Source organism: Rhodosalinus sp. (assembly GCF_046542825.1).
Classification (GTDB): Bacteria; Pseudomonadota; Alphaproteobacteria; order Rhodobacterales; family Rhodobacteraceae; genus Rhodosalinus.
On record NZ_JBKHAQ010000057.1, the window covers coordinates 1 to 18,171 of the forward strand.

The following is an 18,171-nucleotide window of genomic DNA, read 5'->3' on the forward strand; positions in this document are numbered from 1 at the left end:
CGGCCGCGGCGCGCACGTCGTCGGGCGTGCCCACCTGCCGCGTCGCGGCCTGCCGGTCGATGCGGCGGATCATGCCGGAGAGCGCCTTGCCGGCGCCGATCTCCCAGTATTCGGTGACGCCCTGCGCGGCCATGAACTCCACGCTCTCGCGCCAGCGCACGGCGCCGGTGACCTGCTCGACCAGCCACAGGCGGATGCGCTCGGGGTCGGCCACCGCCTCGGCCCGGACGTTGGCCACCAGCGGCACCGCTGGCGCCTCGAGCCGCACCTCGTTGAGCGCGGCCTTCATCTCCTCCGCGGCCGGCTGCATCAGCGGCGAATGGAACGGAGCGGAGACAGGCAGCAGCACCGCGCGCTTCGCGCCGCGGCCCCTGGCGATCTCGACGGCGCGCTCGACCGCGCCCCTGTGGCCCGAGACGACCACCTGTTGCGGATCGTTGTCGTTGGCCGCGGCGCAGACCTCGCCCTGCGCGGCCTCCGCCGCCACCTCGCGCGCGTCGGTGAGGCCGAGACCCAGCAGCGCGGCCATCGCGCCCTCGCCCACCGGGACCGCGCGCTGCATCGCCTCGCCCCGCAGCCGCAGGAGCCGCGCGGCATCGCCCACGGTCAGGGCGCCCGCGGCGGCCAGCGCGGAGTATTCTCCAAGGGAATGGCCGGCGACGAAGGCCGCCGCGCCGATCCGCACGCCCTCTGCCTCCAGCGCGCTCATCGCCGCGAGCGAGGTGGCCATCAGCGCAGGCTGCGCGTTGCGCGTCAGGGTGAGCGTGTCCTGGTCACCCTCCCAGATCAGCGCGCTCAGCTTCTCGCCCAGCGCCGCGTCGACCTCGTCGAAGACTGCACGCGCCGCCGGGTAGACTTCTGCCAGGGTGCGGCCCATGCCGACGGTCTGGGCGCCCTGACCGGGAAAGACGAAAGCGCGGCTCATCGGACCCCCATGCCTTTGCTGTCGGGGTCAGATACAGGGCCGGCATGGACCATGCAACCTGACCGCGCCGGACCGTCAGAAAGGGTCGACCCGGCCGGCGGGCATCAGCGCCGGCGGCGCGGCCGGACGCAGGCCAGCAGGGTGAGCCCGGCGAGCGCAAGAAAGACCGTGAGACCGGCTTTCATCACCAGCACGTCAGCGCCCAGGTTCGACCCAGGCAGCAGCCACAGCCCGACTGCGGCCCCGAAGAGCGCGCCGCCGTTGAGCGACACGATCGCCTTCAGGAGCCAACCTGCGGATTCGATGGCGGTACGGTCATGCGTTTCTATCAAGGCCATGGGGCCACTCCCGGTCTGGACTCGCTCGCCGCGACCGTTGCGGGACAATTCGCCGAAAATTGGGCACGACAGCGGCGGGCATCCGGCGCGTCAGCCAGGCCGTTGCGCCGTTGCGCTGCCCGCCGGCGGGCTTGCGCTGAAGGCTCAGGCGTGTATACGGCGGCCTTCCTTCCGCGCCACCGATGCACTGGCGCAGTCTCTCGTGGGCCGGGGCGGAAGGTGAGATGGCCGGCCCTTTGAAATGCGCCCGAACAGAAACGGAGCGACCATGCCGCTTTACGAGCATGTCTTCATCGCGCGGCAGGACCTGTCCAACGCGCAGGCCGAAGGGCTGATCGAGCACTTCGGCAGCATCCTGTCCGACAACGGCGGAACGCTGGTCGGCAGCGAATACTGGGGCGTCAAGACGATGGCCTACAAGATCAACAAGAACCGCAAGGGGCATTACGCCTACCTGCGCACCGACGCGCCCGCGCCCGCCGTGCAGGAAATGGAGCGCCTGATGCGACTGCACGACGACGTCATGCGCGTCCTGACCATCAAGGTCGACCAGCACGACGAGGGCCCGTCCATCCAGATGCAGAAGCGCGATGAGCGCGACCGCGACCGCGACCGCCGCTGAGACAAGGAGTATAACCCATGGCTGCAAAACCGTTTTTTCGCCGTCGCAAGGTCTGCCCCTTCTCCGGCGACAATGCTCCCCGGATCGACTACAAGGACACCAAGCTGCTGCAGCGCTACATCTCGGAGCGCGGCAAGATCGTGCCCTCGCGGATCACCGCGGTGTCGTCCAAGAAGCAGCGCGAACTGGCCCGTGCGATCAAGCGCGCGCGCTTCCTCGCGCTTCTGCCCTACGCCGTGAAGTGAGGCCCGACCGATGCAAGTGATCCTGTTGGAACGCGTGGCCAAGCTTGGCCAGATGGGCGAGGTGGTCGAGGTCAAGCCCGGCTTCGCCCGCAATTACCTGCTGCCGCAGGGCAAGGCGCTCAGCGCCTCGAAGGCGAACATCGCAGCCTTCGAGGGGCGCAAGGCCGAGCTTGAGGCGCGCAACCTCGAAACCCGCAAGGAAGCGGAAGCGCTGGCGAAAAAGCTGGACGGCGAGCGCTTCGTGGTGATTCGCCAGGCCTCGGACGGGGGCGCGCTTTACGGCTCCGTCACCACCCGCGATGCCGCCGACGCCGCGAAGGAAGCGGGCGTGACACTCGACCGCAAGCAGGTGCAGATCGAGCGCCCGATCAAGGAGCTGGGCCTGCACAAGGTGACCGTCCGCCTGCACCCCGAGGTCGAGGCCGAGATCACGCTGAACGTCGCACGCTCGATGGAAGAGGCCGAGCTTCAGGCCGCCGGCAAGACCATTCAGGAGGCCGCGGCCGAAGAGGAAGCGCAGGCGGAATTCGAGATCTCGGAACTCTTCGAGGACATCGGCGCCGCGCAGCTCGACGACGACGAGACGAGTCCGCGCCCTGCCGCGTCGGAAGTTGGCTCCGGCGAAGAAGACGAGGCGCGCGGCAACTGAACCGCGCCGGGCCGCGCGGAATCGTCCGCGCGGCCAGCTCATGGCGGCTCATCCCGCGTTCGCGGAATAGTGCCGGTTGCCCGCCGGATCGGCGGCGAATCGCAACCCAAGATTGAGCGGCCCGCGCCAGCGAATCGAAATCGTTGCATTGCCCTGCGCGCGCAGGCATCCTGCGTTGACCGAAGCCCGTTCGTTAACCGTGGCGTCGGCGCACCGAAGGCTGTCCCGCTCAAGGGAACCATTCCCTTCGGCTGCGCCTCCATATCAGAAGACCGAGAACGACAGAATGATCGAGATCGACATCGAAGTTGGACGCAGGATCCGGGAGCGCCGGACCACGTTGGGAATGAGTCAGACCGAACTGGGGCGGCTCGCGGGCGTGAAGTTCCAGCAGATCCAGAAATATGAAACCGGCGCGAACCGTGTCAGCGCGTCGCGGCTCTATACCATCGCTGCCGCTCTCGGCGTGCCCGTGAGCCACTTCTTCGAACGCGTTCCCGCGGGCGATGCGCCTCTGCCGTCCGGGCCCGGCGAGGAGCTGTTGCAGGACGCCCGCGCCGTACGGCTGGTGCGCAACTACATGCGGCTGCCGGACGATCAGAAAAAGGTCGTGCTCGACATGGTGATGTCCATGTCCAAGCGCATCGAGGAAAGCCAAGAGGCTGCGGTGGAGACCTGAACCGTGCGGTGCGAGCGGATCGCGCAGGGAAAGCCGAGATGAACGTACTGGACCTGGGGCAGCTGCCCCCGAACGATCAGCCTTTCGACAAGTTTCTTGTGCAACTCTGCGACCGGCTGGGCTTCGACTATGCCGCCTATGCCGGCATGAACCCGATCCAGGGCTCGATCCACGGTTACGTCACCTATCCCGATGCCTGGAAGAAGCACTACGTCGCGCGCAGCTTTCAGAACATCGACCCGACCCTGACCATGGCCGGCCGCAGCATCGCCCCTGTGGACTGGCGGCGCCTCGAGCGCGACACCCGGTTCGATCGGGTGTTCCGCGACGCGGGCGACTTCGGCATCGCGGACCGGGGGATGACCGTGCCGGTGCGCGGCCCTTTCGGCGAGATCGGCATGCTCAGCGTCACGCGCGACTGCACGCTGCAGGAATGGGAGATGCTGACGCGCGAGGTGATCGGCGATCTGCAATCTGCCGCGGTTCACCTGCACGACACCGTAATGCGCTCTGACGTCCTGTCCCGGACGCTGCGCCATCCTGCCCTCTCCGCGCGCGAAGTCGAGATCCTGCAGTGGACCGCGGCGGGAAAGTCGCAGCAGGACGTCGGTGACATCCTCTCGATCTCATCGCGGACGGTCGAGGTGCACCTGCGCTCGGCCCGCTCCAAGCTTTGCGCGCTGACCACCGCTCAGGCGGTGGGCCGCGCCATCGGCCTCGGCCTGATCACGCCGCTCTGAGAACAGCGCCCCGCGCGCCCGGCGGCAATTGACGCTCGCGCCAGTCACCAATCCGTGATAGAGGGCCGAACGGAGGGTCGGCCCTTCGTCCGGTGCGCGCCCCCTCATTCCCGACAGCAATCCGCGCCCCCGGCATGAAGCTCCCCCCTACGGGATTCCCCCAATAGTGCTGCACCGCCGGGCTTGCATAATCGGCCTCGGCATCAGCAGCCACGTACTTTGGGGGAAGACAGAATGATTTTCGTGATCGATGCTCTGAACGCGCACCGCTTCGGCCATCTGCTGGACGAGATGTTTCGACTGCGCAAGCGGGTCTTTGCGGACCGCCTTGGCTGGGACGTGCAGTGTACGGCCGACGGGCGGGAAATCGACGATTTCGACCGGCTCGACCCGGCCTATATCCTCGGGCTCGACGATGCGGGGAACGTTGTTGCCTGCGTCCGCGCGCTGCAGACGACCGGGCCGCACATGCTGACGGATGTCTTCCGGGCGATCCTCGACGGCGAACCGCCGCTGCGCAGTCCGCATGTCTGGGAATCGACCCGCTTCTGCGTCGACACGCAGCGCCTCGCGCGGGGGACGTCCAGCCACTCGGTCTCCTACGCGACCTGCGAACTGATGATCGGCGCGCTGGAATACGCGATGCGGTCGGGGATCGCCGACATCGTGACCGTGATCGACCCGGTGATGGACCGCGTGCTGAAACGGTCCGACTGCGCGCCCTACGACTATCTGGGCAAACCCACGCCGATGGGGAAAGTCTCGGCGCTGGCAGCCCTTCTGGACTGCACCGAAGAGCGTGTGGACCGCGTGCGCGCCTTCGCCGGAATCCACCACGACGTGCACCTGAGCGATGAGCAGGCGCTCGCGCTTGCGCCGGCCCCGGCCGGAACAGCAGACGGCGCCGGAACAACAGAGGACGCCGGAACAACAAAGGACGGGGACGCTTATCCCCGCGACACCACCGCCGAGCAGAAAGGATCGCGCAGCATGACCATTGCTTCCCGCAACACCCGCGTCACAGAGAGCACTCCGCCCGCCACGCGCGCCGATCTGCGCGACTATTGCCGCGCGCAGATACGCGCTGCACGCTCCGCGAAGGAACTCGACGACGCGCTTGCACTCGCCGAGATGCTTCTGGGCCGGGCCGAAGACAACGCGGACAGGTTCGACCGGGCGGCCGGCTGACCGCCGTCGAAAAGGGACTGCCGCCGCCCGACAGGGACGGCGGCAGCCATGCTCATTCGTCTTCGAGCGCCTCGACGGCGGCCTGCAACTCGTCCTTGCCGACTTCCGTCTCGCTGACGTCGGCCAGTTCGAAGATGTAGTCCACGACCTTGTCCTCGAAGATCGGCGCGCGCAACTGCTGCTGCATCTGAGGGTTCTGCTGCACGAACTCGAAGAACTGCCGCTCCTGCCCCGGATACTGCCGGGCCTGCTGCATCACCGCCTGCGTCATTTCCGAATCCGAGACCTTGACCTCGGCGCGGCTGCCGATCTCGGCCAGCAGCAGGCCCAGCTTGACGCGGCGCTCGGCCAGCTTGACGTGCTCCTCGGTCGGTTCGATCTCGGGGTGGTCGTGCCCCTTCACGTCCGGGTTGTCCTCGTGCCAGAGCTGGTGCGCGATCTGCTTCGCCTCGGCATCCACAAGCGTCGGGGGCAGCGGGAACTCCACCAGTTCGTCGAGCTTGTCGAGCAGCCGGCGCTTGGCGACCTGCCGGGCGGCGCCGTTGTATTCCGCCTCGAGCCGCTCGCGGATCTGGTTCTTGAGCGCCTCGAGATCCTCGGCGCCGTATTTCTTGGCCAGTTCGTCATCGACCTCGGCCGGCTTGGGTGCCTTCACGGCCTTGACGGTGACGTCGAACGTCGTCTCCTTCCCGGCCAGATGCTCGGCGCCGTAATCTTCGGGGAAGGTGACCTTCACCTCCTTCTCATCGCCCGCCCTGACGCCCTTGAGCTGCTCCTCGAAGCCGGGGATGAAGCTCTCGGACCCGAGAGTCAGCGGATAATCCTCTGCCGCGCCGCCCTCGAAGGGCTCACCGTCGAGCTTGCCGACGAAGTCGATCACGACCTGGTCGCCGTCCTGCGCCTCTGCGCCCTCTTCGCGGTCCTCGAAGTCCTGCGCGTTCTCGGCCAGGCTCTGCAGGGCCTCGTCCACCGCCGCCTCGTCGGCCTTGACCACCATCCGCTCCAGCGAGATCGATGACAGGTCCACCTCGGGCACCTCTGGCAGCGCCTCGTAGGTCAGTTCGACCTGCACGTCGTCGCCGGCTTTCCAGTCCTCGCCCTTCATCTTCACTTCGGGCTGCATCGCCGGGCGGTCGCCGGTCTGCTCGAAATGCTCCGACATGGCGTTGTCGACGCTTTCCTGCACGGCCTCTCCCAGCAGGCGCTCGCCGAACTGCTTCTTGAGCAGCGCCATGGGCACCTTGCCCTTGCGGAAGCCCTTCATCTCGATCTCGGGCTGCGCCTCGGCGAGCTTCTCGTTCACCTTCTCGTCGAGTTCCGCCGCGGTGACGGTGATCTCATAGCTGCGCTTCAGCCCTTCGTTCAGGGTCTCGGTGACCTGCATCATGCCCTCATGTCGGAACGGCCCCCGTCCTCTGGGAGCACTCGCAAAATTAGCCGCCCTTCTAGAAAGGGCGCCGCAGCCATGCAAGCCGAAACGCCAGGTGCCCGGCAGGTGCGATCCGCGCGCCGCCGGACACCCGGGACGAGATCGCCCTAGAGAACCTCGTCCTCGTCGCTTTCGTGGCTCACGGAAGACACCTGCCGGGCGAGATAGAGTTGATCCCCGAGCATCTCCAGCAGGTCGAACTGTTCCTCGACGAAATCGATGTGCTCCTCCTCGTCCTTGAGGATGCGCATGAAAAGCTCGAAAGTGCCCAGATCCCCTGCTTCGCGGCACTCGTCGGCGGCCTTGGCGTAATAGCTCTGCGCCTCGCGCTCCATCTCCAGCTGGGTCTGGAAGATCTTGCGCACGCTGTCGGGGCTGTCGATATCGCCCAGCGTCTGCATGTCGGCCTTGCCATCGAGGAACAGGAGGCGGGTCAGGAACGAATTGGCGTGTTCGCGCTCCTCTTCGACTTCCTCGCGCATCCGCGCGGCAAGCCGGTCGATGCCCCAGTCGTCGAGTTTCCGCTCCTGGTACATGTAGGTGTTGATCGTCGTCAACTCCATCGTCAGCGCGCGCTGAAGATGCTTGAGCGACACGTCGGGCCCTTTCATCTGTCGTCCTCCTTGAGGTTCGGGATTGTCTTTTGACAAGCGGGCAACGCGGGCGGGAAAGTGGCGGTTCCGGGCACCGGGCGCGGCGCGCTGGCGCAAACGGCCACACCATCGGGATATCGCGCGCGGCGGACTCCCAGGATCGCCAAGTCGAACGCCTGAACCGAAGAGATATCCCGGATATCTGCGCGGCTGACGTCGATGAAACGCCGTGCCGGTTTACCGGGACAGCCCCCTGTGCAGCGTCGGCACGTCCAGCGCCGCGAAGCCGTAATGCCGCAGCCAGCGCAGGTCGCTCTCGAAGAACGCCCGCAGGTCGGGAATGCCGTATTTCAGCATGGCGATCCGGTCGATCCCCATGCCGAAGGCGAAGCCCTGCCAGGCGGCGGGGTCGATGTTGCCGGCCATCAGCACCTTGGGATGGACCATGCCGGAGCCAAGGATTTCCAGCCAGTCGTCGCCCTCGCCCACCTTGAGCGTGCCGCCTTCCCAGGAACAGCGGATATCGACCTCTGCCGAGGGTTCGGTGAAGGGGAAATGCGAGGCGCGGAAGCGCAGCTCGACCTCGTCCACCTCGAAAAAGGCCTTCACGAATTCCTCCAGCACCCATTTCAGGTTGGCCATCGAGATGTCGCGGTCGATGGCCAGCCCCTCGACCTGGTGGAACATCGGCGTGTGCGTCTGGTCGTAGTCCGCGCGATAGACACGGCCGGGGCAGATCACCCGCAGGGGCGCGCCCGCCATCTCCATCGCGCGGATCTGCACGGGCGAGGTATGGGTGCGCAGCACATGGGGCGGGCGCGTGTCGTCCTGCGCGCGGGCCATGTAGAAGGTGTCCATCTCCGCCCGTGCGGGATGGTGCCCGGGGATGTTGAGCGCGTCGAAGTTGTGCCAGTCGCTTTCCACCTGCGGCCCCTCGGCCACGGAGAAGCCCATGTCGGCGAAGATTGCCGTGACCTCCTCGGTCACCTGGCTGATGGGGTGGACGGTGCCCACCCGCTGCGGCCGCGCGGGCAGGGTCACGTCCAGCCACTCGGTGCGCAGCCGTTCCTCCAGCGCGGCATCGGCGAGGGCGGCGCGCTTCGCGGCGATGGCCGCGTTGATCTCGTCCTTGAGCGCGTTGAGGCGCGGGCCGGCCTCCTGCCGCTCTTCCGGGGTCATGCGGCCCAGCTCGCGCATCTGCGCGCTGATCTCGCCCTTCTTGCCGAGTGCGGCCACGCGCACCGCCTCGAGCGCGGAGTCGTCGTCCGCCTCCGCCACCGCCCGAAGCCATTTTCCGCGAAGATCGTCCATGTCCGCACCCCTTGCCAGCGCCGCGCCGGTGCTAGCCTGCGCGCCGAAAGAGCGCAAGCGCGGGGCACGACACAGGGGGGGCTGCCGGACCGGGCGGCAGCGCGACGGTGACGCTCATCATCGGCCACGGCTACGGCTTCGGCGCGGGCGCACAGACCGGAACAGGCCCCGCGCGCAGCAGAGACGGGCCCCCTGGCGCCGACACCAGTCGCCGCGCTCGTGCCGGAGGACGCACCAGAGGGCGCACGGAAACGAAAAGGGCCGCCCAAGGCGGCCCTTCGCCAGGGTGAGCCGCTTGCGGCTCAGGCCGCGAGCGCACCCTTCGCCTTTTCGACGATGGCGCCGAAGGCCTGCGGCTCGCGCACGGCCAGATCGGCCAGCACCTTGCGGTCCACCTCGATGCCGGCCTTGTTCAGACCGTCGATGAAGCGCGAGTAGGTCAGCGCCTCGTCGTGCGCGCGCACAGCCGCGTTGATCCGCTGGATCCACAGCGCGCGGAAATTGCGCTTGCGCGCCTTCCGGTCGCGGGTGGCATACTGGTTGGCCTTGTCGACCGCCTGGCGGGCAACCTTGAAGGTGCTCTTGCGCCGGCCGTAATAGCCCTTTGCGGCCTTCAGGACCTTCTTGTGGCGCGCGTGGGTGACGGTTCCGCCTTTGACTCGGGACATGGATCAGCGCTCCTCAGCGAGAATAGGGCATCATCGGCTTGACGATCGACTCGTCCGCCTTCGACATCACGGCGGTGCCGCGGGCGTTGCGGATGAACTTGTTCGTCCGCTTGATCATCCCGTGGCGCTTGCCGGCCTGCTGGAACTTGACCCGGCCCTTGGCCGTCACCTTGAACCGCTTCTTGCAGCTCGACTTGGTCTTGAGCTTCGGCATTTCCGTCTCCTGATGGGTCGGTAGGGCGCGCGCCTCGGCATGCCGTCCGGGCCGGGCGCGCGATGTGAAGCCGCGCCTATAGGCGATCCCGCGACGGGTGACAAGAGGCCGGGTCAGGGCAGGACGCGGCCAATGACCCCGATGATGGTCTCGGGGATCTCCGTCAGTGTGTAGCCACCGGGCTTCGAGGTCACGGCCCAGATCACCAGCCCACCCGCCACGAGCACGGCAAAGGCGGCCACGCGGGGGGCGCGGCCCTCGGAATAGGCCGAAACCATCGCAGGGATCGCGAAGACCGCAAGCGTCAGACCGATGACCAGTGCCGTATCGGCATCCATGAGCCCGCCCCATTTTTAGAGGCAGGTTACTCCGGGTCGGTGGCCCAGATCAAACGTTCGTCGCAGGGCGCCACGCGCAGGATGTTCGTGGTGCCCGGCACGTTGAAGGGCACGCCCGCCGTGACCACGATCTGATCGCGCTCCGTGGCGTAGCCCTCGACCCGGGCGGCGCGCGCCGCGTTCACCACCGCCTGCTTGAAGCGGGTCAGCTCGCCGGTCATCACGCAATGGGTGCCCCAGAGCAGCGCAAGCCGCCGCGCCACGCCGCGCAGGTTGGTCATGGCGATGATCGGCACGCGCGGACGCTCCCGCGCGACCAGCGCGGCAGTGTTGCCCGACTGGGTGAAACAGGCGATCGCCTTGATCTCGGTCGTCTCGGCGATCTCGCGCGCCGCGGCGACGATGCCGTCGGCCACGCTCTCGCGCCTGGCCACGCGCGACGCCTCGAGAATCTCGGTATAGGTCGGGTCGTTCTCGACCTCGCGGGCGACCGCGTCCATCGTGGTCACCGCCTCTACCGGGTATTGACCCGCCGCGCTTTCTGCCGAGAGCATGATGGCATCCGCGCCCTCGTAGATGGCGGTGGCCACGTCCGAGACCTCGGCGCGGGTGGGCATCGGGCTCTCGATCATGCTTTCCAGCATCTGCGTGGCCACGATCACGGGCTTCGCGGCTGCGCGGCACTTGCGCACGATCCGCTTCTGGATGGGCGGCACGTTCTGCACCGGCAGTTCGACCCCGAGGTCGCCGCGGGCGACCATGATGCCGTCGGACACAGCGATGATCTCGTCGATGCGCCGCACCGCCGTGGGCTTCTCGATCTTCGAGAGCACGGCGGCACGGCCGCCGACCAGCTCGCGCGCCTCGGCCACGTCCTCGGGGCGTTGCACGAAGGACAGCGCCAGCCAGTCCACGCCCAGCGCGCAGGCAAACTCCAGATCCTCGCGGTCCTTGTCCGACAGGGCGGCCAGCGGCAGTTCCACGTCGGGCACGTTGACGCCCTTGCGGTTGGACACGGTGCCGCCGGTGACGACCGTGCACTCCGCGAAATCCGCGCCGCAGTCCTCGACCCGCAGCCGCACCTTGCCGTCATCGACCAGAAGCTCTGCTCCGGGCGCGAGGGCCGCGAAGATCTCCGGGTGCGGCAGTCGGACGCGGTGGCTGTCGCCCTCGGCCTCGTCGAGGTCGAGGCGAAAGCGCGCGCCCTCCTCCAGCTCCACGGCGCCGGTGCCGAAGGTGCCCACGCGCAGCTTCGGCCCCTGCAGGTCGGCCAGGATGCCGATGGGACTGTCGAGCTCGGTCTCGATCGCGCGGATGATCGCGTGCCGCGCCGCGATCTCCTCGTGCGTGCCGTGGCTCATGTTCAGGCGGAAGACATCGGCGCCCGCAGCGAAGAGCGCGCGAATCGTCTCCCGGTCGCTTGACGCCGGGCCGAGGGTGGCCACGATCTTGACGTTGCGCATCCGGCGCATCCCGGCTCCTCCGCTCGATACCTTGCCCGCCCCCGATTACGGGCAATTCCCTTCCGCCCGCAACCCGCGTATGTCATGCCGCGCCACGGTGACACGGACATGACCTATCATCCCTACCATATCGTTGGCGCCGCACGCCCCGCACGCTGGCTCGTGACCTGCGACCATGCGTCCAACCTGGTGCCCGATGATGTCAACGGCGGCACTCTGGGATTGCCGGAGGCGGAGATGGACCGCCATATCGCCTATGACGTGGGTGCCGCGGGCCTCGCGCGGGCGCTGGCCGAACGGCTGGATGCGCCGGCGATCCTGTCGAACTTCTCGCGCCTCGTGATCGACCCCAACCGGGGCGAGGACGACCCGACGCTGCTGATGAAGCTGTATGACGGGACGATCATTCCGGGAAACCGCCACGCGGATGCCGCGGAAGTCGAACGGCGGCTCAATGCCCACTACCGTCCCTATCACGCCGCGCTCGCCGATCTCGCCGCACGGCGCGACGATACGGTGATCCTGTCCATCCACTCCTTCACGCCGCAACTGCGGGGCCGCGAGCCGCGGCCCTGGCACCTGGGCGTGCTGCACGGGCATGACGCGCGCCTCGCCGATCCGCTGATCGCGCGGCTGGAGTCAGAGCCCGACCTCTGCGTGGGCCGGAACCAGCCCTACGGCGGGCACCTGCCCGGCGACGCGATCTCGCGGCACGCGCTTGCGGAGGGGCGCCTCAACGTGCTGGTCGAACTACGCAACGACCTGATCGGCACCGAGGCGGAGCAGGCCGCATGGGCCGACCGCCTGGCGCCGCCGCTGGAGGCGGCGCTGGCGGACACCGGCCTCTGACCGACGCTTGAACAGGGCGCGCGCACGCGCCACTCTTGGGGAAAGAGGAGGCCAGAGATGGACGACCAGACCCGCATCGAACTCGAGGCCGCGGCCTTCCGCCGGCTGCGTCGGCACCTTATGGAGGACCGGCCCGACGTGCAGAACATCGATCTGATGAACCTGGCCGGGTTCTGCCGCAACTGCCTGTCGCGCTGGTATCAGGAGGCCGCTGCCGAACGCGACATCGAGATGGGCAAGGAAGAGGCGCGCGAGGTCTTCTACGGAATGCCCTACGACCAGTGGAAAGCGCAGAACCAGACCGGCGCGAGCGATGCCCAGAAGGCCGCTTTCGAGACGAGCTTCGCGGAGAACGTGGGCAAGCGCGACTGACTCCGCCGCGCAAGACCGCGCCGCGGTTCCCCCGGAGCGTCTTGAGGCGCGCGGTGATCGCCCGCGGGGCGCGGCGGGAGCCATCGCTCGCGAAAACGGTCCCTGACTGTCGCCTCGTTCTTTCCGTCGCCTTGCCCGGCTGTCAGGGAAGCGTGAACGCGCTCAGCCGCCGCGCGCGGCGCGATACCAGGCCACCAGCGCGGCGCGCTCTTCGGGCTCCATCCACGTCAGGTTGCCGGGCGGCATCGCGTGGCTCACCCCGGCCTGCAGGTAGATGTCGCGCGCGTGGCGCGCGATGTCTGCTGGCGTCTCCAGCACCACGCCCTTGGGCGGCCAGTGCAGGCCGGCCCAGACCGGCTCGCGCGCGTGGCACATCGAGCAGCGCCCCAGCACCGCCGCTTCCGCCTCTGAGAAACCCGCTGCGGCGATCATCCCGGCCTCGGCCGCTGTGGGATCGCGGTCGACTGCCTGAAGCGCCTGCTCGCCCCGCATCGGCGCGGTCGAGAGCCAGGCGATCAGCAGGAAGATCACGGCCGTGGCAGCCCAGGTCCAGTTCGGGTGGCCCTTCCGCGCGTGCATCGTGTTGAAGTAGTGCCGGATCGTCACGCCCATCAGGAACACCAGCGCCGCGATGAGCCAGGCCCATTCGGTGCCGAAGGCCAGCGGGTAATGGTTCGACAGCATCAGGAAGATCACCGGCAGGGTGAGATAGTTGTTGTGGGTCGAGCGCAGCTTGGCGATCTGCCCGTATTTCGGCTCCGGCGTGCGCCCGGCCTTGAGGTCGGCCACCACGATCCGCTGATTGGGCATGATCACGAGAAAGACGTTGGCCGTCATGATCGTCGCGGTGAAGGCGCCCAGGTGCAGTAGCGCGGCCCGCCCGGTAAAGATCTGGTTGAGCGTCCAGGACATCACCAGGATCAGCCCGAAGAGGATCAGCATCAGCAGCGTGGGCCGGTCCCCCAGCCGCGACTTGCACAGCGCGTCGTAGATCACCCAGCCCACCGCGATCGAGCCCGCCGAGAGCGCGATCGCCTGCCAGATCGCCAGATCGGCTTTCGACGGGTCGATCAGGTAGAGCTCGGCCCCCGCCCAGTAGAGCACCGCCAGCAGTGCCGCACCGGACAGCCAGGTCGCGTAGCTTTCCCATTTGAACCAGGTCAGGTGCTCGGGCATCCGCTGGGGCGCGACGGCATATTTCTGGACGTGGTAGAATCCCCCGCCGTGCACCTGCCACTCTTCGCCGGTCACACCGCGCGGCATCCCGGTCGCCCGCGTGAGTCCCAGGTCGAGCGCGATGAAATAGAACGACGTGCCGATCCAGGCCATCGCGGTGATGACATGCAGCCAGCGAAGCGCAAAGCCCGCCCAGTCCCAGAGAATGGCAAAGTCCAGCATCTGCTGCCCCGGTCGATGAGTCCCATCGGCATAGCCCTGCCAGGCTGCAGAGGAAAGGGCCGGGCCGCACGGCGGCATCCCCTGGGCGACGTGGCAGGAACGAGTGCCGCCCGTTGCATCCGCAGACCACGTTCGAGCAGCGAACCCGAAGGCGCCGGCGTGTGCCCGCGACAGGACGATACGCGCTTTCGGAGCCGTGGCGATGCGCTATCACCTTCCTGTCATGTCAGATCCCTAGGGGCGGTGGTCATGCCAGAGGCCGTGCTTTCCGAAATCACCCGCATCTTCCTGCGCATCGGCGTGCTCGGCTTCGGCGGGCCGGCGGCGCAGATCTCGCTCATGCACCGCGAACTGGTGGAAGAGCGCGGCTGGCTCTCGGAAGAGGAATACCTGCGCGCGCTGGGCTTCTGCATGGTGCTGCCGGGGCCGGAGGCGATGCAGCTTGCCACCTATGCCGGCTGGCGTCTCCGGGGCGTGCCGGGGGGCCTGATCGCGGGCGGGCTTTTCGTGGCGCCGGGGGCGCTGGCGATCGGGCTGCTGGCGGCGGGATACATCGCCTTCGGCGAGGTGCCTCTGGTGCAGGCCGTCTTCGCCGGGATCCAGGCGGCGGTCGTGGCGATCGTGCTGCAGGCGCTCCTGCGACTGGGCCGGAAGGCGCTGCGCGGCCCTGCGGACTGGGCTGTGGCGGCGCTGTCCTTCGCGGCGATCTTCGTGCTCGGGCTGCCGTTTCCCGCGATTCTCGCCGCTGCCGCGCTCTGGGGCGCCTGGGCCGCGCGCAACGCGCCCGCCGGCCCGGCCCCGCCGCCGGCAGAGCGGCCGCGCACGCTGGCGACCGTCGCGCTCTGGGGCGCACTCTGGGCCGCGCCGCTGGTGCCGCTGTGGGCGGCCGGCGCGGCCTTCCTGACGGAGCTCGCGCTTTTCTTCGGCTGGCTCGCGCTGGTCACCTTCGGCGGGGCCTACGCCGTGCTCGCCTACATGACGCAGGCCGTCGTGGGCGAATTCGGCTGGCTGACGACGGCGCAGATGATCGACGCGCTGGGGCTGGCCGAGACGACGCCCGGCCCCCTGATCCTGGTGACGCAGTTCGTGGGGCACCTGGCCGGTCACGCGCAGGGCGGCTGGGCGCTGGGTCTTCTCGCGGGCCTCATCGTGGTCTGGATGACCTTCGTGCCCTGCTTTCTCTGGATCTTCGCGGGGGCGCCTTACGTCGAGGCGCTGGCGGCACGGCCCAGGCTTCAGGGCGCGCTCAAGGGTATCACAGCCGCGGTGGTGGGGGTGATCCTCAACCTTGCGCTGTGGTTCGCTTTGCACGTCCTTTTCGCGGAGATGCGCGAGGGGCCTGGCATGCTTGCCGCGCCGGTGCCTGTCTGGTCCAGTCTTCAGCCCGTCGAGGCGGCGCTGGTGGCGCTGGCGCTGGGGCTGATCCTGTGGCGCGGCATGGGGGTGGCCGCGGCGATCGCGACGATGGGCGCGGCAGGGGCGGCGGCGGGAGTGGCGCTGGGCTGAGACCGGCGCGAGCCTCTTTCATCTTGCCTCGAATCCCCTATGCTCCGACTCGTTTGTGGCGGAGAGGGCATGGTGGAGAGCATCGACTATGGCAGGCTCATGCATCGCGCGATGCGCGACCTGATCCGCCATGTGCTGGATCAGGTCGCGCGCGACGGCCTGCCGGGCGAGCATCACTTCTTCATCACCTTCGACACGCAGCATCCCGAGGTCGGAATCGCCCCGTGGTTGCGTGAGCGCTACCCCGACGAGATGACCATCGTCATGCAGCACTGGTTCGAGGGGCTGGTGGTGGACGACGACGGTTTCGCAGTCACGCTGAGCTTCGGCAATCAGCCCGAGCGGCTCGAGGTGCCCTTCGATGCGCTGCGCACCTTCGTCGATCCGTCGGTCGAGTTCGGCCTGCGCTTCGAAAGCACGGGCGAGCGCGAAGAGTCGCCGCAGCCCGACGTCCCGCCCGAGGATCCCTCGCCCGACGACGACGAGACGCCGAAAAGGGACGCAGACGTCGTCAGCCTCGACCGCTTCCGCAAGTGAGCGTTGCCCTCGCGCGGGCCGCGCGCTAGACCGCGTGCGGCCGCAGACGCGAAGGAGGAGCGTATGACCGCGACGCGCACGGAAACCGACAGCTTCGGCCCGCTCGAGGTGCCGGCCGACCGCTACTGGGGCGCACAGACGCAGCGGTCGATCCTCAACTTCCCCATCGGGTGGGAGCGGCAGCCGGTCGCCATCGTCCGCGCGCTGGGCGTCATCAAGAAGGCCTGCGCGCAGGCCAACACGCGGATGGGCAAGCTGGACCGGACGGTGGGCGAGGCGATCCAGCAGGCCGCGCAGGAGGTCGTTGACGGCAAGCTCGACGACCATTTCCCGCTGGTGGTCTGGCAGACGGGTTCCGGCACGCAGTCCAACATGAATGCCAACGAGGTGATCGCCAACCGCGCGATCGAGATCCTGGGCGGCGAGATGGGCTCGAAGGATCCGGTCCACCCCAACGACCACTGCAACATGGGGCAGTCGTCGAACGACACCTTTCCCACCGCCATGCACATCGCCACCGCCATGATGGCGCGCGACGTGACCCTGCCGGGGCTGAGGAAGCTGCACGCGGCGCTCGAAGAGAAGCGCGCGGCCTTCGACCACATCATCAAGATCGGGCGCACCCACACGCAGGACGCCACGCCGCTGACGCTGGGGCAGGAGTTCTCGGGCTATGTCCACCAGGTGGCGATGGGGATCGGGCGGGTCGAGAGCGCGCTCTGCCACATCCACGAGCTTGCCCAGGGCGGCACGGCCGTGGGCACCGGGCTCAACACCGTCGAGGGCTGGGCCGAAGAGGTCGCGGCGAACATCGCACAGATCACCGGCCTGCCCTTCGTCACCGCGCCGAACAAGTTCGAGGCGCTGGCAGCCCACGACGCGATGGTGCAGATGTCCGGCGCGCTGAAGACCGTCGCGGCGAGCCTCTACAAGATCGCCAACGACATCCGCTTCCTCGGCTCCGGGCCGCGCTGCGGGCTGGGCGAGCTGATCCTGCCGGAAAACGAGCCGGGCAGCTCGATCATGCCGGGCAAGGTGAACCCCACGCAGTGCGAGGCGCTGACGCAGGTCTGCGCGCATGTCATGGGCAACGATGCCGCCGTCGGCTTCGCCGGCAGCCAGGGGCATTTCGAGCTGAACGTCATGAAGCCGATGATGGCCTACAACGTGCTGCAGTCCATGCAGCTGATCGGCGACGCCTGCTCCGCTTTCACCGACAATCTGGTCGAAGGGCTTCGGGCCGACGAGGCGCGGATCGACAGGCTGATGCGCGAGTCGCTGATGCTGGTGACCGCGCTCGCGCCCGAGATCGGCTATGACAACGCAACCACGGTCGCCAAGACCGCGCACAGGAACGGCACGACGCTGAAGGAAGAGGCGATCCGCCTGGGCTTCGTGGACGAGGCGACCTTCGAGCGCGTCGTGCGGCCGGAAAACATGGTGGGGCCGAAGCCCGCCTGAGGGGGAGGCCGCGCGATGGCCGAACAGCCGATCAACCTGAACCGCTACCGCAAGGCGAAGGCACGGGCCGAGGCGAAGCGGCAGTCCGACGAGAACGCGGTGAAGTTCGGCCGCAGCAGGGCCGAACGCGCCCGCACCCGTGCCGAGGCCGAAAGGATCTCCCGCGCGCTCGACGGGCTCAGGCACGAGGAATGACCGGGCGTCCGGTCAAGCGCTCGCTCACGCTGCGGGGCCACCGCACCTCGGTCTCGCTCGAGGAAGAGTTCTGGCAGGCATTCCGCGCGATCGCGAAAGCACGCGGCAAGACCGTCAACGGCCTGGCGACGGAGGTGGACGAGGCGCGCGGGGCGGATGCGGGTCTCGCCTCGGCGATCCGGGTCTTCGTGTTGCGGCAGTACCGGGGGCAGGACGATGGATGACGCGCGGCTGGAACGCATCGAGCGACATCTCGCGGAACTGATGCGCGCCGTCGAGGACCTGTCCGATACGGCGGCGCGGCAGGAGACCGACCTCGCGCGACTCGCCCGGCGGGTCGAGATGCTGATGGCGCGCGAAGCCGAACGGGAGGCGGGCGAGGGCTCTGCCAGCTTGTCGGACCGCAGGCCGCCGCACTGGTGAGTTCCCGAGCGTCGGCCCTTGCGGGCCG

Annotated in this window: 24 protein-coding genes; 14 read left to right on the top strand and 10 right to left on the bottom strand. The window is 68.2% G+C overall.

From position 1 onward, the window contains the following. Together fabD and ACLFOB_RS08930 are read right to left on the bottom strand one after the other, a co-directional pair. Positions 1–925, bottom strand: a 925-nt coding sequence (gene fabD / locus ACLFOB_RS08925; RefSeq protein ID WP_410925861.1) for an ACP S-malonyltransferase, incomplete at its 3' end; no start/stop codon positions are given. A gap of 104 nt (positions 926–1,029) precedes the next feature. Then, on the bottom strand, positions 1,030–1,263 hold the full coding sequence (locus ACLFOB_RS08930; protein WP_410925862.1) for a hypothetical protein: 234 nt from the start codon (positions 1,261–1,263) through the stop codon (positions 1,030–1,032). A gap of 268 nt (positions 1,264–1,531) precedes the next feature. Here ACLFOB_RS08930 and rpsF point away from each other — a divergent pair, with 268 nt between their 5' ends. The 6 genes from rpsF (at position 1,532) to ACLFOB_RS08960 (ending at position 5,386) form a co-directional block, all read left to right on the top strand. Then, a complete protein-coding gene (gene rpsF / locus ACLFOB_RS08935; protein ID WP_410925863.1) occupies positions 1,532–1,885 on the top strand; it encodes a 30S ribosomal protein S6 in 354 nt (117 codons plus the stop codon). Positions 1,886–1,902: 17 nt separating this feature from the next. Further along, positions 1,903–2,130 carry a 30S ribosomal protein S18 gene (gene rpsR, locus ACLFOB_RS08940; protein WP_410925864.1) on the top strand — a complete coding sequence of 76 codons (228 nt, stop codon included), beginning with the start codon at positions 1,903–1,905 and terminating at the stop codon, positions 2,128–2,130. A gap of 10 nt (positions 2,131–2,140) precedes the next feature. After that, positions 2,141–2,779 carry a 50S ribosomal protein L9 gene (gene rplI / locus ACLFOB_RS08945; protein ID WP_410925865.1) on the top strand — a complete coding sequence of 213 codons (639 nt, stop codon included), beginning with the start codon at positions 2,141–2,143 and terminating at the stop codon, positions 2,777–2,779. Between the two features lie 286 nt (positions 2,780–3,065). Beyond that, complete coding sequence (locus tag ACLFOB_RS08950) at positions 3,066–3,458, top strand: helix-turn-helix domain-containing protein (protein WP_410925866.1); 393 nt, start codon at positions 3,066–3,068, stop codon at positions 3,456–3,458. Positions 3,459–3,496: 38 nt separating this feature from the next. Beyond that, positions 3,497–4,198: an autoinducer binding domain-containing protein gene (locus ACLFOB_RS08955; RefSeq protein ID WP_410925867.1), complete on the top strand. Its 702-nt coding sequence runs from the start codon at positions 3,497–3,499 to the stop codon at positions 4,196–4,198. 234 nt (positions 4,199–4,432) lie between these two features. Continuing rightward, positions 4,433–5,386, top strand: coding sequence for an acyl-homoserine-lactone synthase (locus ACLFOB_RS08960; protein ID WP_410925868.1), 954 nt, complete (start codon positions 4,433–4,435; stop codon positions 5,384–5,386). Positions 5,387–5,438: 52 nt separating this feature from the next. Here the strand turns inward: ACLFOB_RS08960 and tig are convergent, their stop codons facing one another. The 7 genes from tig to pyk form a co-directional block, all read right to left on the bottom strand. Continuing rightward, positions 5,439–6,770, bottom strand: a complete 1,332-nt coding sequence (gene tig / locus ACLFOB_RS08965; RefSeq protein ID WP_410925869.1) for a trigger factor — start codon at positions 6,768–6,770, stop codon at positions 5,439–5,441. A 152-nt stretch (positions 6,771–6,922) separates the two neighbouring features. Further along, on the bottom strand, positions 6,923–7,426 hold the full coding sequence (locus ACLFOB_RS08970; RefSeq protein ID WP_410925870.1) for a ferritin-like domain-containing protein: 504 nt from the start codon (positions 7,424–7,426) through the stop codon (positions 6,923–6,925). Between the two features lie 219 nt (positions 7,427–7,645). After that, positions 7,646–8,719 (bottom strand): phenylalanine--tRNA ligase subunit alpha, encoded by a 1,074-nt coding sequence (gene pheS / locus ACLFOB_RS08975; protein ID WP_410925871.1) that lies wholly within the window; start codon positions 8,717–8,719, stop codon positions 7,646–7,648. A 302-nt stretch (positions 8,720–9,021) separates the two neighbouring features. Continuing rightward, positions 9,022–9,387: a 50S ribosomal protein L20 gene (gene rplT / locus ACLFOB_RS08980; protein WP_410925872.1), complete on the bottom strand. Its 366-nt coding sequence runs from the start codon at positions 9,385–9,387 to the stop codon at positions 9,022–9,024. A gap of 13 nt (positions 9,388–9,400) precedes the next feature. Further along, positions 9,401–9,601: a 50S ribosomal protein L35 gene (gene rpmI, locus ACLFOB_RS08985; RefSeq protein ID WP_410925873.1), complete on the bottom strand. Its 201-nt coding sequence runs from the start codon at positions 9,599–9,601 to the stop codon at positions 9,401–9,403. Positions 9,602–9,714: 113 nt separating this feature from the next. Further along, positions 9,715–9,939, bottom strand: a complete 225-nt coding sequence (locus ACLFOB_RS08990; protein WP_410925874.1) for a hypothetical protein — start codon at positions 9,937–9,939, stop codon at positions 9,715–9,717. Between the two features lie 26 nt (positions 9,940–9,965). Continuing rightward, on the bottom strand, positions 9,966–11,411 hold the full coding sequence (pyk, locus tag ACLFOB_RS08995) for a pyruvate kinase (RefSeq protein WP_410925875.1): 1,446 nt from the start codon (positions 11,409–11,411) through the stop codon (positions 9,966–9,968). Between the two features lie 99 nt (positions 11,412–11,510). On the opposite strand from pyk, the gene ACLFOB_RS09000 reads away from it, so the two are divergent. Together ACLFOB_RS09000 and ACLFOB_RS09005 are read left to right on the top strand one after the other, a co-directional pair. After that, complete coding sequence (locus ACLFOB_RS09000) at positions 11,511–12,251, top strand: N-formylglutamate amidohydrolase (RefSeq protein ID WP_410925876.1); 741 nt, start codon at positions 11,511–11,513, stop codon at positions 12,249–12,251. Positions 12,252–12,308: 57 nt separating this feature from the next. Further along, positions 12,309–12,623, top strand: coding sequence for a DUF1244 domain-containing protein (locus ACLFOB_RS09005; RefSeq protein WP_410918456.1), 315 nt, complete (start codon positions 12,309–12,311; stop codon positions 12,621–12,623). 162 nt (positions 12,624–12,785) lie between these two features. On the opposite strand, the gene ACLFOB_RS09010 is transcribed toward ACLFOB_RS09005, so the two are convergent. Next, on the bottom strand, positions 12,786–14,021 hold the full coding sequence (locus ACLFOB_RS09010; RefSeq protein ID WP_410925877.1) for a urate hydroxylase PuuD: 1,236 nt from the start codon (positions 14,019–14,021) through the stop codon (positions 12,786–12,788). Between the two features lie 249 nt (positions 14,022–14,270). On the opposite strand from ACLFOB_RS09010, the gene chrA reads away from it, so the two are divergent. The 6 genes from chrA (at position 14,271) to ACLFOB_RS09040 (ending at position 18,143) form a co-directional block, all read left to right on the top strand. Beyond that, entirely contained in the window at positions 14,271–15,527 is a 1,257-nt protein-coding gene (chrA, locus tag ACLFOB_RS09015) for a chromate efflux transporter (RefSeq protein ID WP_410925878.1), read from the top strand. A 69-nt stretch (positions 15,528–15,596) separates the two neighbouring features. After that, positions 15,597–16,064, top strand: coding sequence for an SspB family protein (locus ACLFOB_RS09020; RefSeq protein ID WP_410918461.1), 468 nt, complete (start codon positions 15,597–15,599; stop codon positions 16,062–16,064). Between the two features lie 63 nt (positions 16,065–16,127). Beyond that, entirely contained in the window at positions 16,128–17,525 is a 1,398-nt protein-coding gene (gene fumC, locus ACLFOB_RS09025) for a class II fumarate hydratase (RefSeq protein ID WP_410918462.1), read from the top strand. Between the two features lie 15 nt (positions 17,526–17,540). Then, positions 17,541–17,720, top strand: a complete 180-nt coding sequence (locus ACLFOB_RS09030; RefSeq protein ID WP_410918463.1) for a DUF4169 family protein — start codon at positions 17,541–17,543, stop codon at positions 17,718–17,720. Further along, positions 17,717–17,944 carry a ribbon-helix-helix domain-containing protein gene (locus ACLFOB_RS09035; RefSeq protein WP_410918464.1) on the top strand — a complete coding sequence of 76 codons (228 nt, stop codon included), beginning with the start codon at positions 17,717–17,719 and terminating at the stop codon, positions 17,942–17,944. Before ACLFOB_RS09030 ends, ACLFOB_RS09035 begins: the two co-directional genes overlap by 4 nt. Further along, positions 17,937–18,143: a SlyX family protein gene (locus ACLFOB_RS09040; protein WP_410925879.1), complete on the top strand. Its 207-nt coding sequence runs from the start codon at positions 17,937–17,939 to the stop codon at positions 18,141–18,143. The genes ACLFOB_RS09035 and ACLFOB_RS09040 overlap by 8 nt, the downstream gene beginning before the upstream one ends. The last annotated feature ends 28 nt before the right edge of the window (positions 18,144–18,171 follow it).

What these genes read in the sequence shown, in the direction of transcription:
- pheS (WP_410925871.1), bottom strand. Translation starts at nt 8,719, where the DNA reads ATGGACGATCTTCGCGGAAAATGGCTTCGGGCGGTGGCGGAGGCGGAC.
- ACLFOB_RS09000 (WP_410925876.1), top strand. Translation starts at nt 11,511, where the DNA reads ATGACCTATCATCCCTACCATATCGTTGGCGCCGCACGCCCCGCACGC.
- chrA (WP_410925878.1), top strand. Translation starts at nt 14,271, where the DNA reads ATGCCAGAGGCCGTGCTTTCCGAAATCACCCGCATCTTCCTGCGCATC.
- rpsR (WP_410925864.1), top strand. Translation starts at nt 1,903, where the DNA reads ATGGCTGCAAAACCGTTTTTTCGCCGTCGCAAGGTCTGCCCCTTCTCC.
- fumC (WP_410918462.1), top strand. Translation starts at nt 16,128, where the DNA reads ATGACCGCGACGCGCACGGAAACCGACAGCTTCGGCCCGCTCGAGGTG.
- rpmI (WP_410925873.1), bottom strand. Translation starts at nt 9,601, where the DNA reads ATGCCGAAGCTCAAGACCAAGTCGAGCTGCAAGAAGCGGTTCAAGGTG.
- ACLFOB_RS08955 (WP_410925867.1), top strand. Translation starts at nt 3,497, where the DNA reads ATGAACGTACTGGACCTGGGGCAGCTGCCCCCGAACGATCAGCCTTTC.
- rplI (WP_410925865.1), top strand. Translation starts at nt 2,141, where the DNA reads ATGCAAGTGATCCTGTTGGAACGCGTGGCCAAGCTTGGCCAGATGGGC.
- ACLFOB_RS08990 (WP_410925874.1), bottom strand. Translation starts at nt 9,939, where the DNA reads ATGGATGCCGATACGGCACTGGTCATCGGTCTGACGCTTGCGGTCTTC.
- rplT (WP_410925872.1), bottom strand. Translation starts at nt 9,387, where the DNA reads ATGTCCCGAGTCAAAGGCGGAACCGTCACCCACGCGCGCCACAAGAAG.
- ACLFOB_RS08960 (WP_410925868.1), top strand. Translation starts at nt 4,433, where the DNA reads ATGATTTTCGTGATCGATGCTCTGAACGCGCACCGCTTCGGCCATCTG.
- ACLFOB_RS08970 (WP_410925870.1), bottom strand. Translation starts at nt 7,426, where the DNA reads ATGAAAGGGCCCGACGTGTCGCTCAAGCATCTTCAGCGCGCGCTGACG.
- pyk (WP_410925875.1), bottom strand. Translation starts at nt 11,411, where the DNA reads ATGCGCCGGATGCGCAACGTCAAGATCGTGGCCACCCTCGGCCCGGCG.
- ACLFOB_RS09030 (WP_410918463.1), top strand. Translation starts at nt 17,541, where the DNA reads ATGGCCGAACAGCCGATCAACCTGAACCGCTACCGCAAGGCGAAGGCA.
- ACLFOB_RS09040 (WP_410925879.1), top strand. Translation starts at nt 17,937, where the DNA reads ATGGATGACGCGCGGCTGGAACGCATCGAGCGACATCTCGCGGAACTG.
- ACLFOB_RS09005 (WP_410918456.1), top strand. Translation starts at nt 12,309, where the DNA reads ATGGACGACCAGACCCGCATCGAACTCGAGGCCGCGGCCTTCCGCCGG.
- ACLFOB_RS08930 (WP_410925862.1), bottom strand. Translation starts at nt 1,263, where the DNA reads ATGGCCTTGATAGAAACGCATGACCGTACCGCCATCGAATCCGCAGGT.
- ACLFOB_RS08950 (WP_410925866.1), top strand. Translation starts at nt 3,066, where the DNA reads ATGATCGAGATCGACATCGAAGTTGGACGCAGGATCCGGGAGCGCCGG.
- rpsF (WP_410925863.1), top strand. Translation starts at nt 1,532, where the DNA reads ATGCCGCTTTACGAGCATGTCTTCATCGCGCGGCAGGACCTGTCCAAC.
- ACLFOB_RS09035 (WP_410918464.1), top strand. Translation starts at nt 17,717, where the DNA reads ATGACCGGGCGTCCGGTCAAGCGCTCGCTCACGCTGCGGGGCCACCGC.
- ACLFOB_RS09020 (WP_410918461.1), top strand. Translation starts at nt 15,597, where the DNA reads ATGGTGGAGAGCATCGACTATGGCAGGCTCATGCATCGCGCGATGCGC.
- ACLFOB_RS09010 (WP_410925877.1), bottom strand. Translation starts at nt 14,021, where the DNA reads ATGCTGGACTTTGCCATTCTCTGGGACTGGGCGGGCTTTGCGCTTCGC.
- tig (WP_410925869.1), bottom strand. Translation starts at nt 6,770, where the DNA reads ATGCAGGTCACCGAGACCCTGAACGAAGGGCTGAAGCGCAGCTATGAG.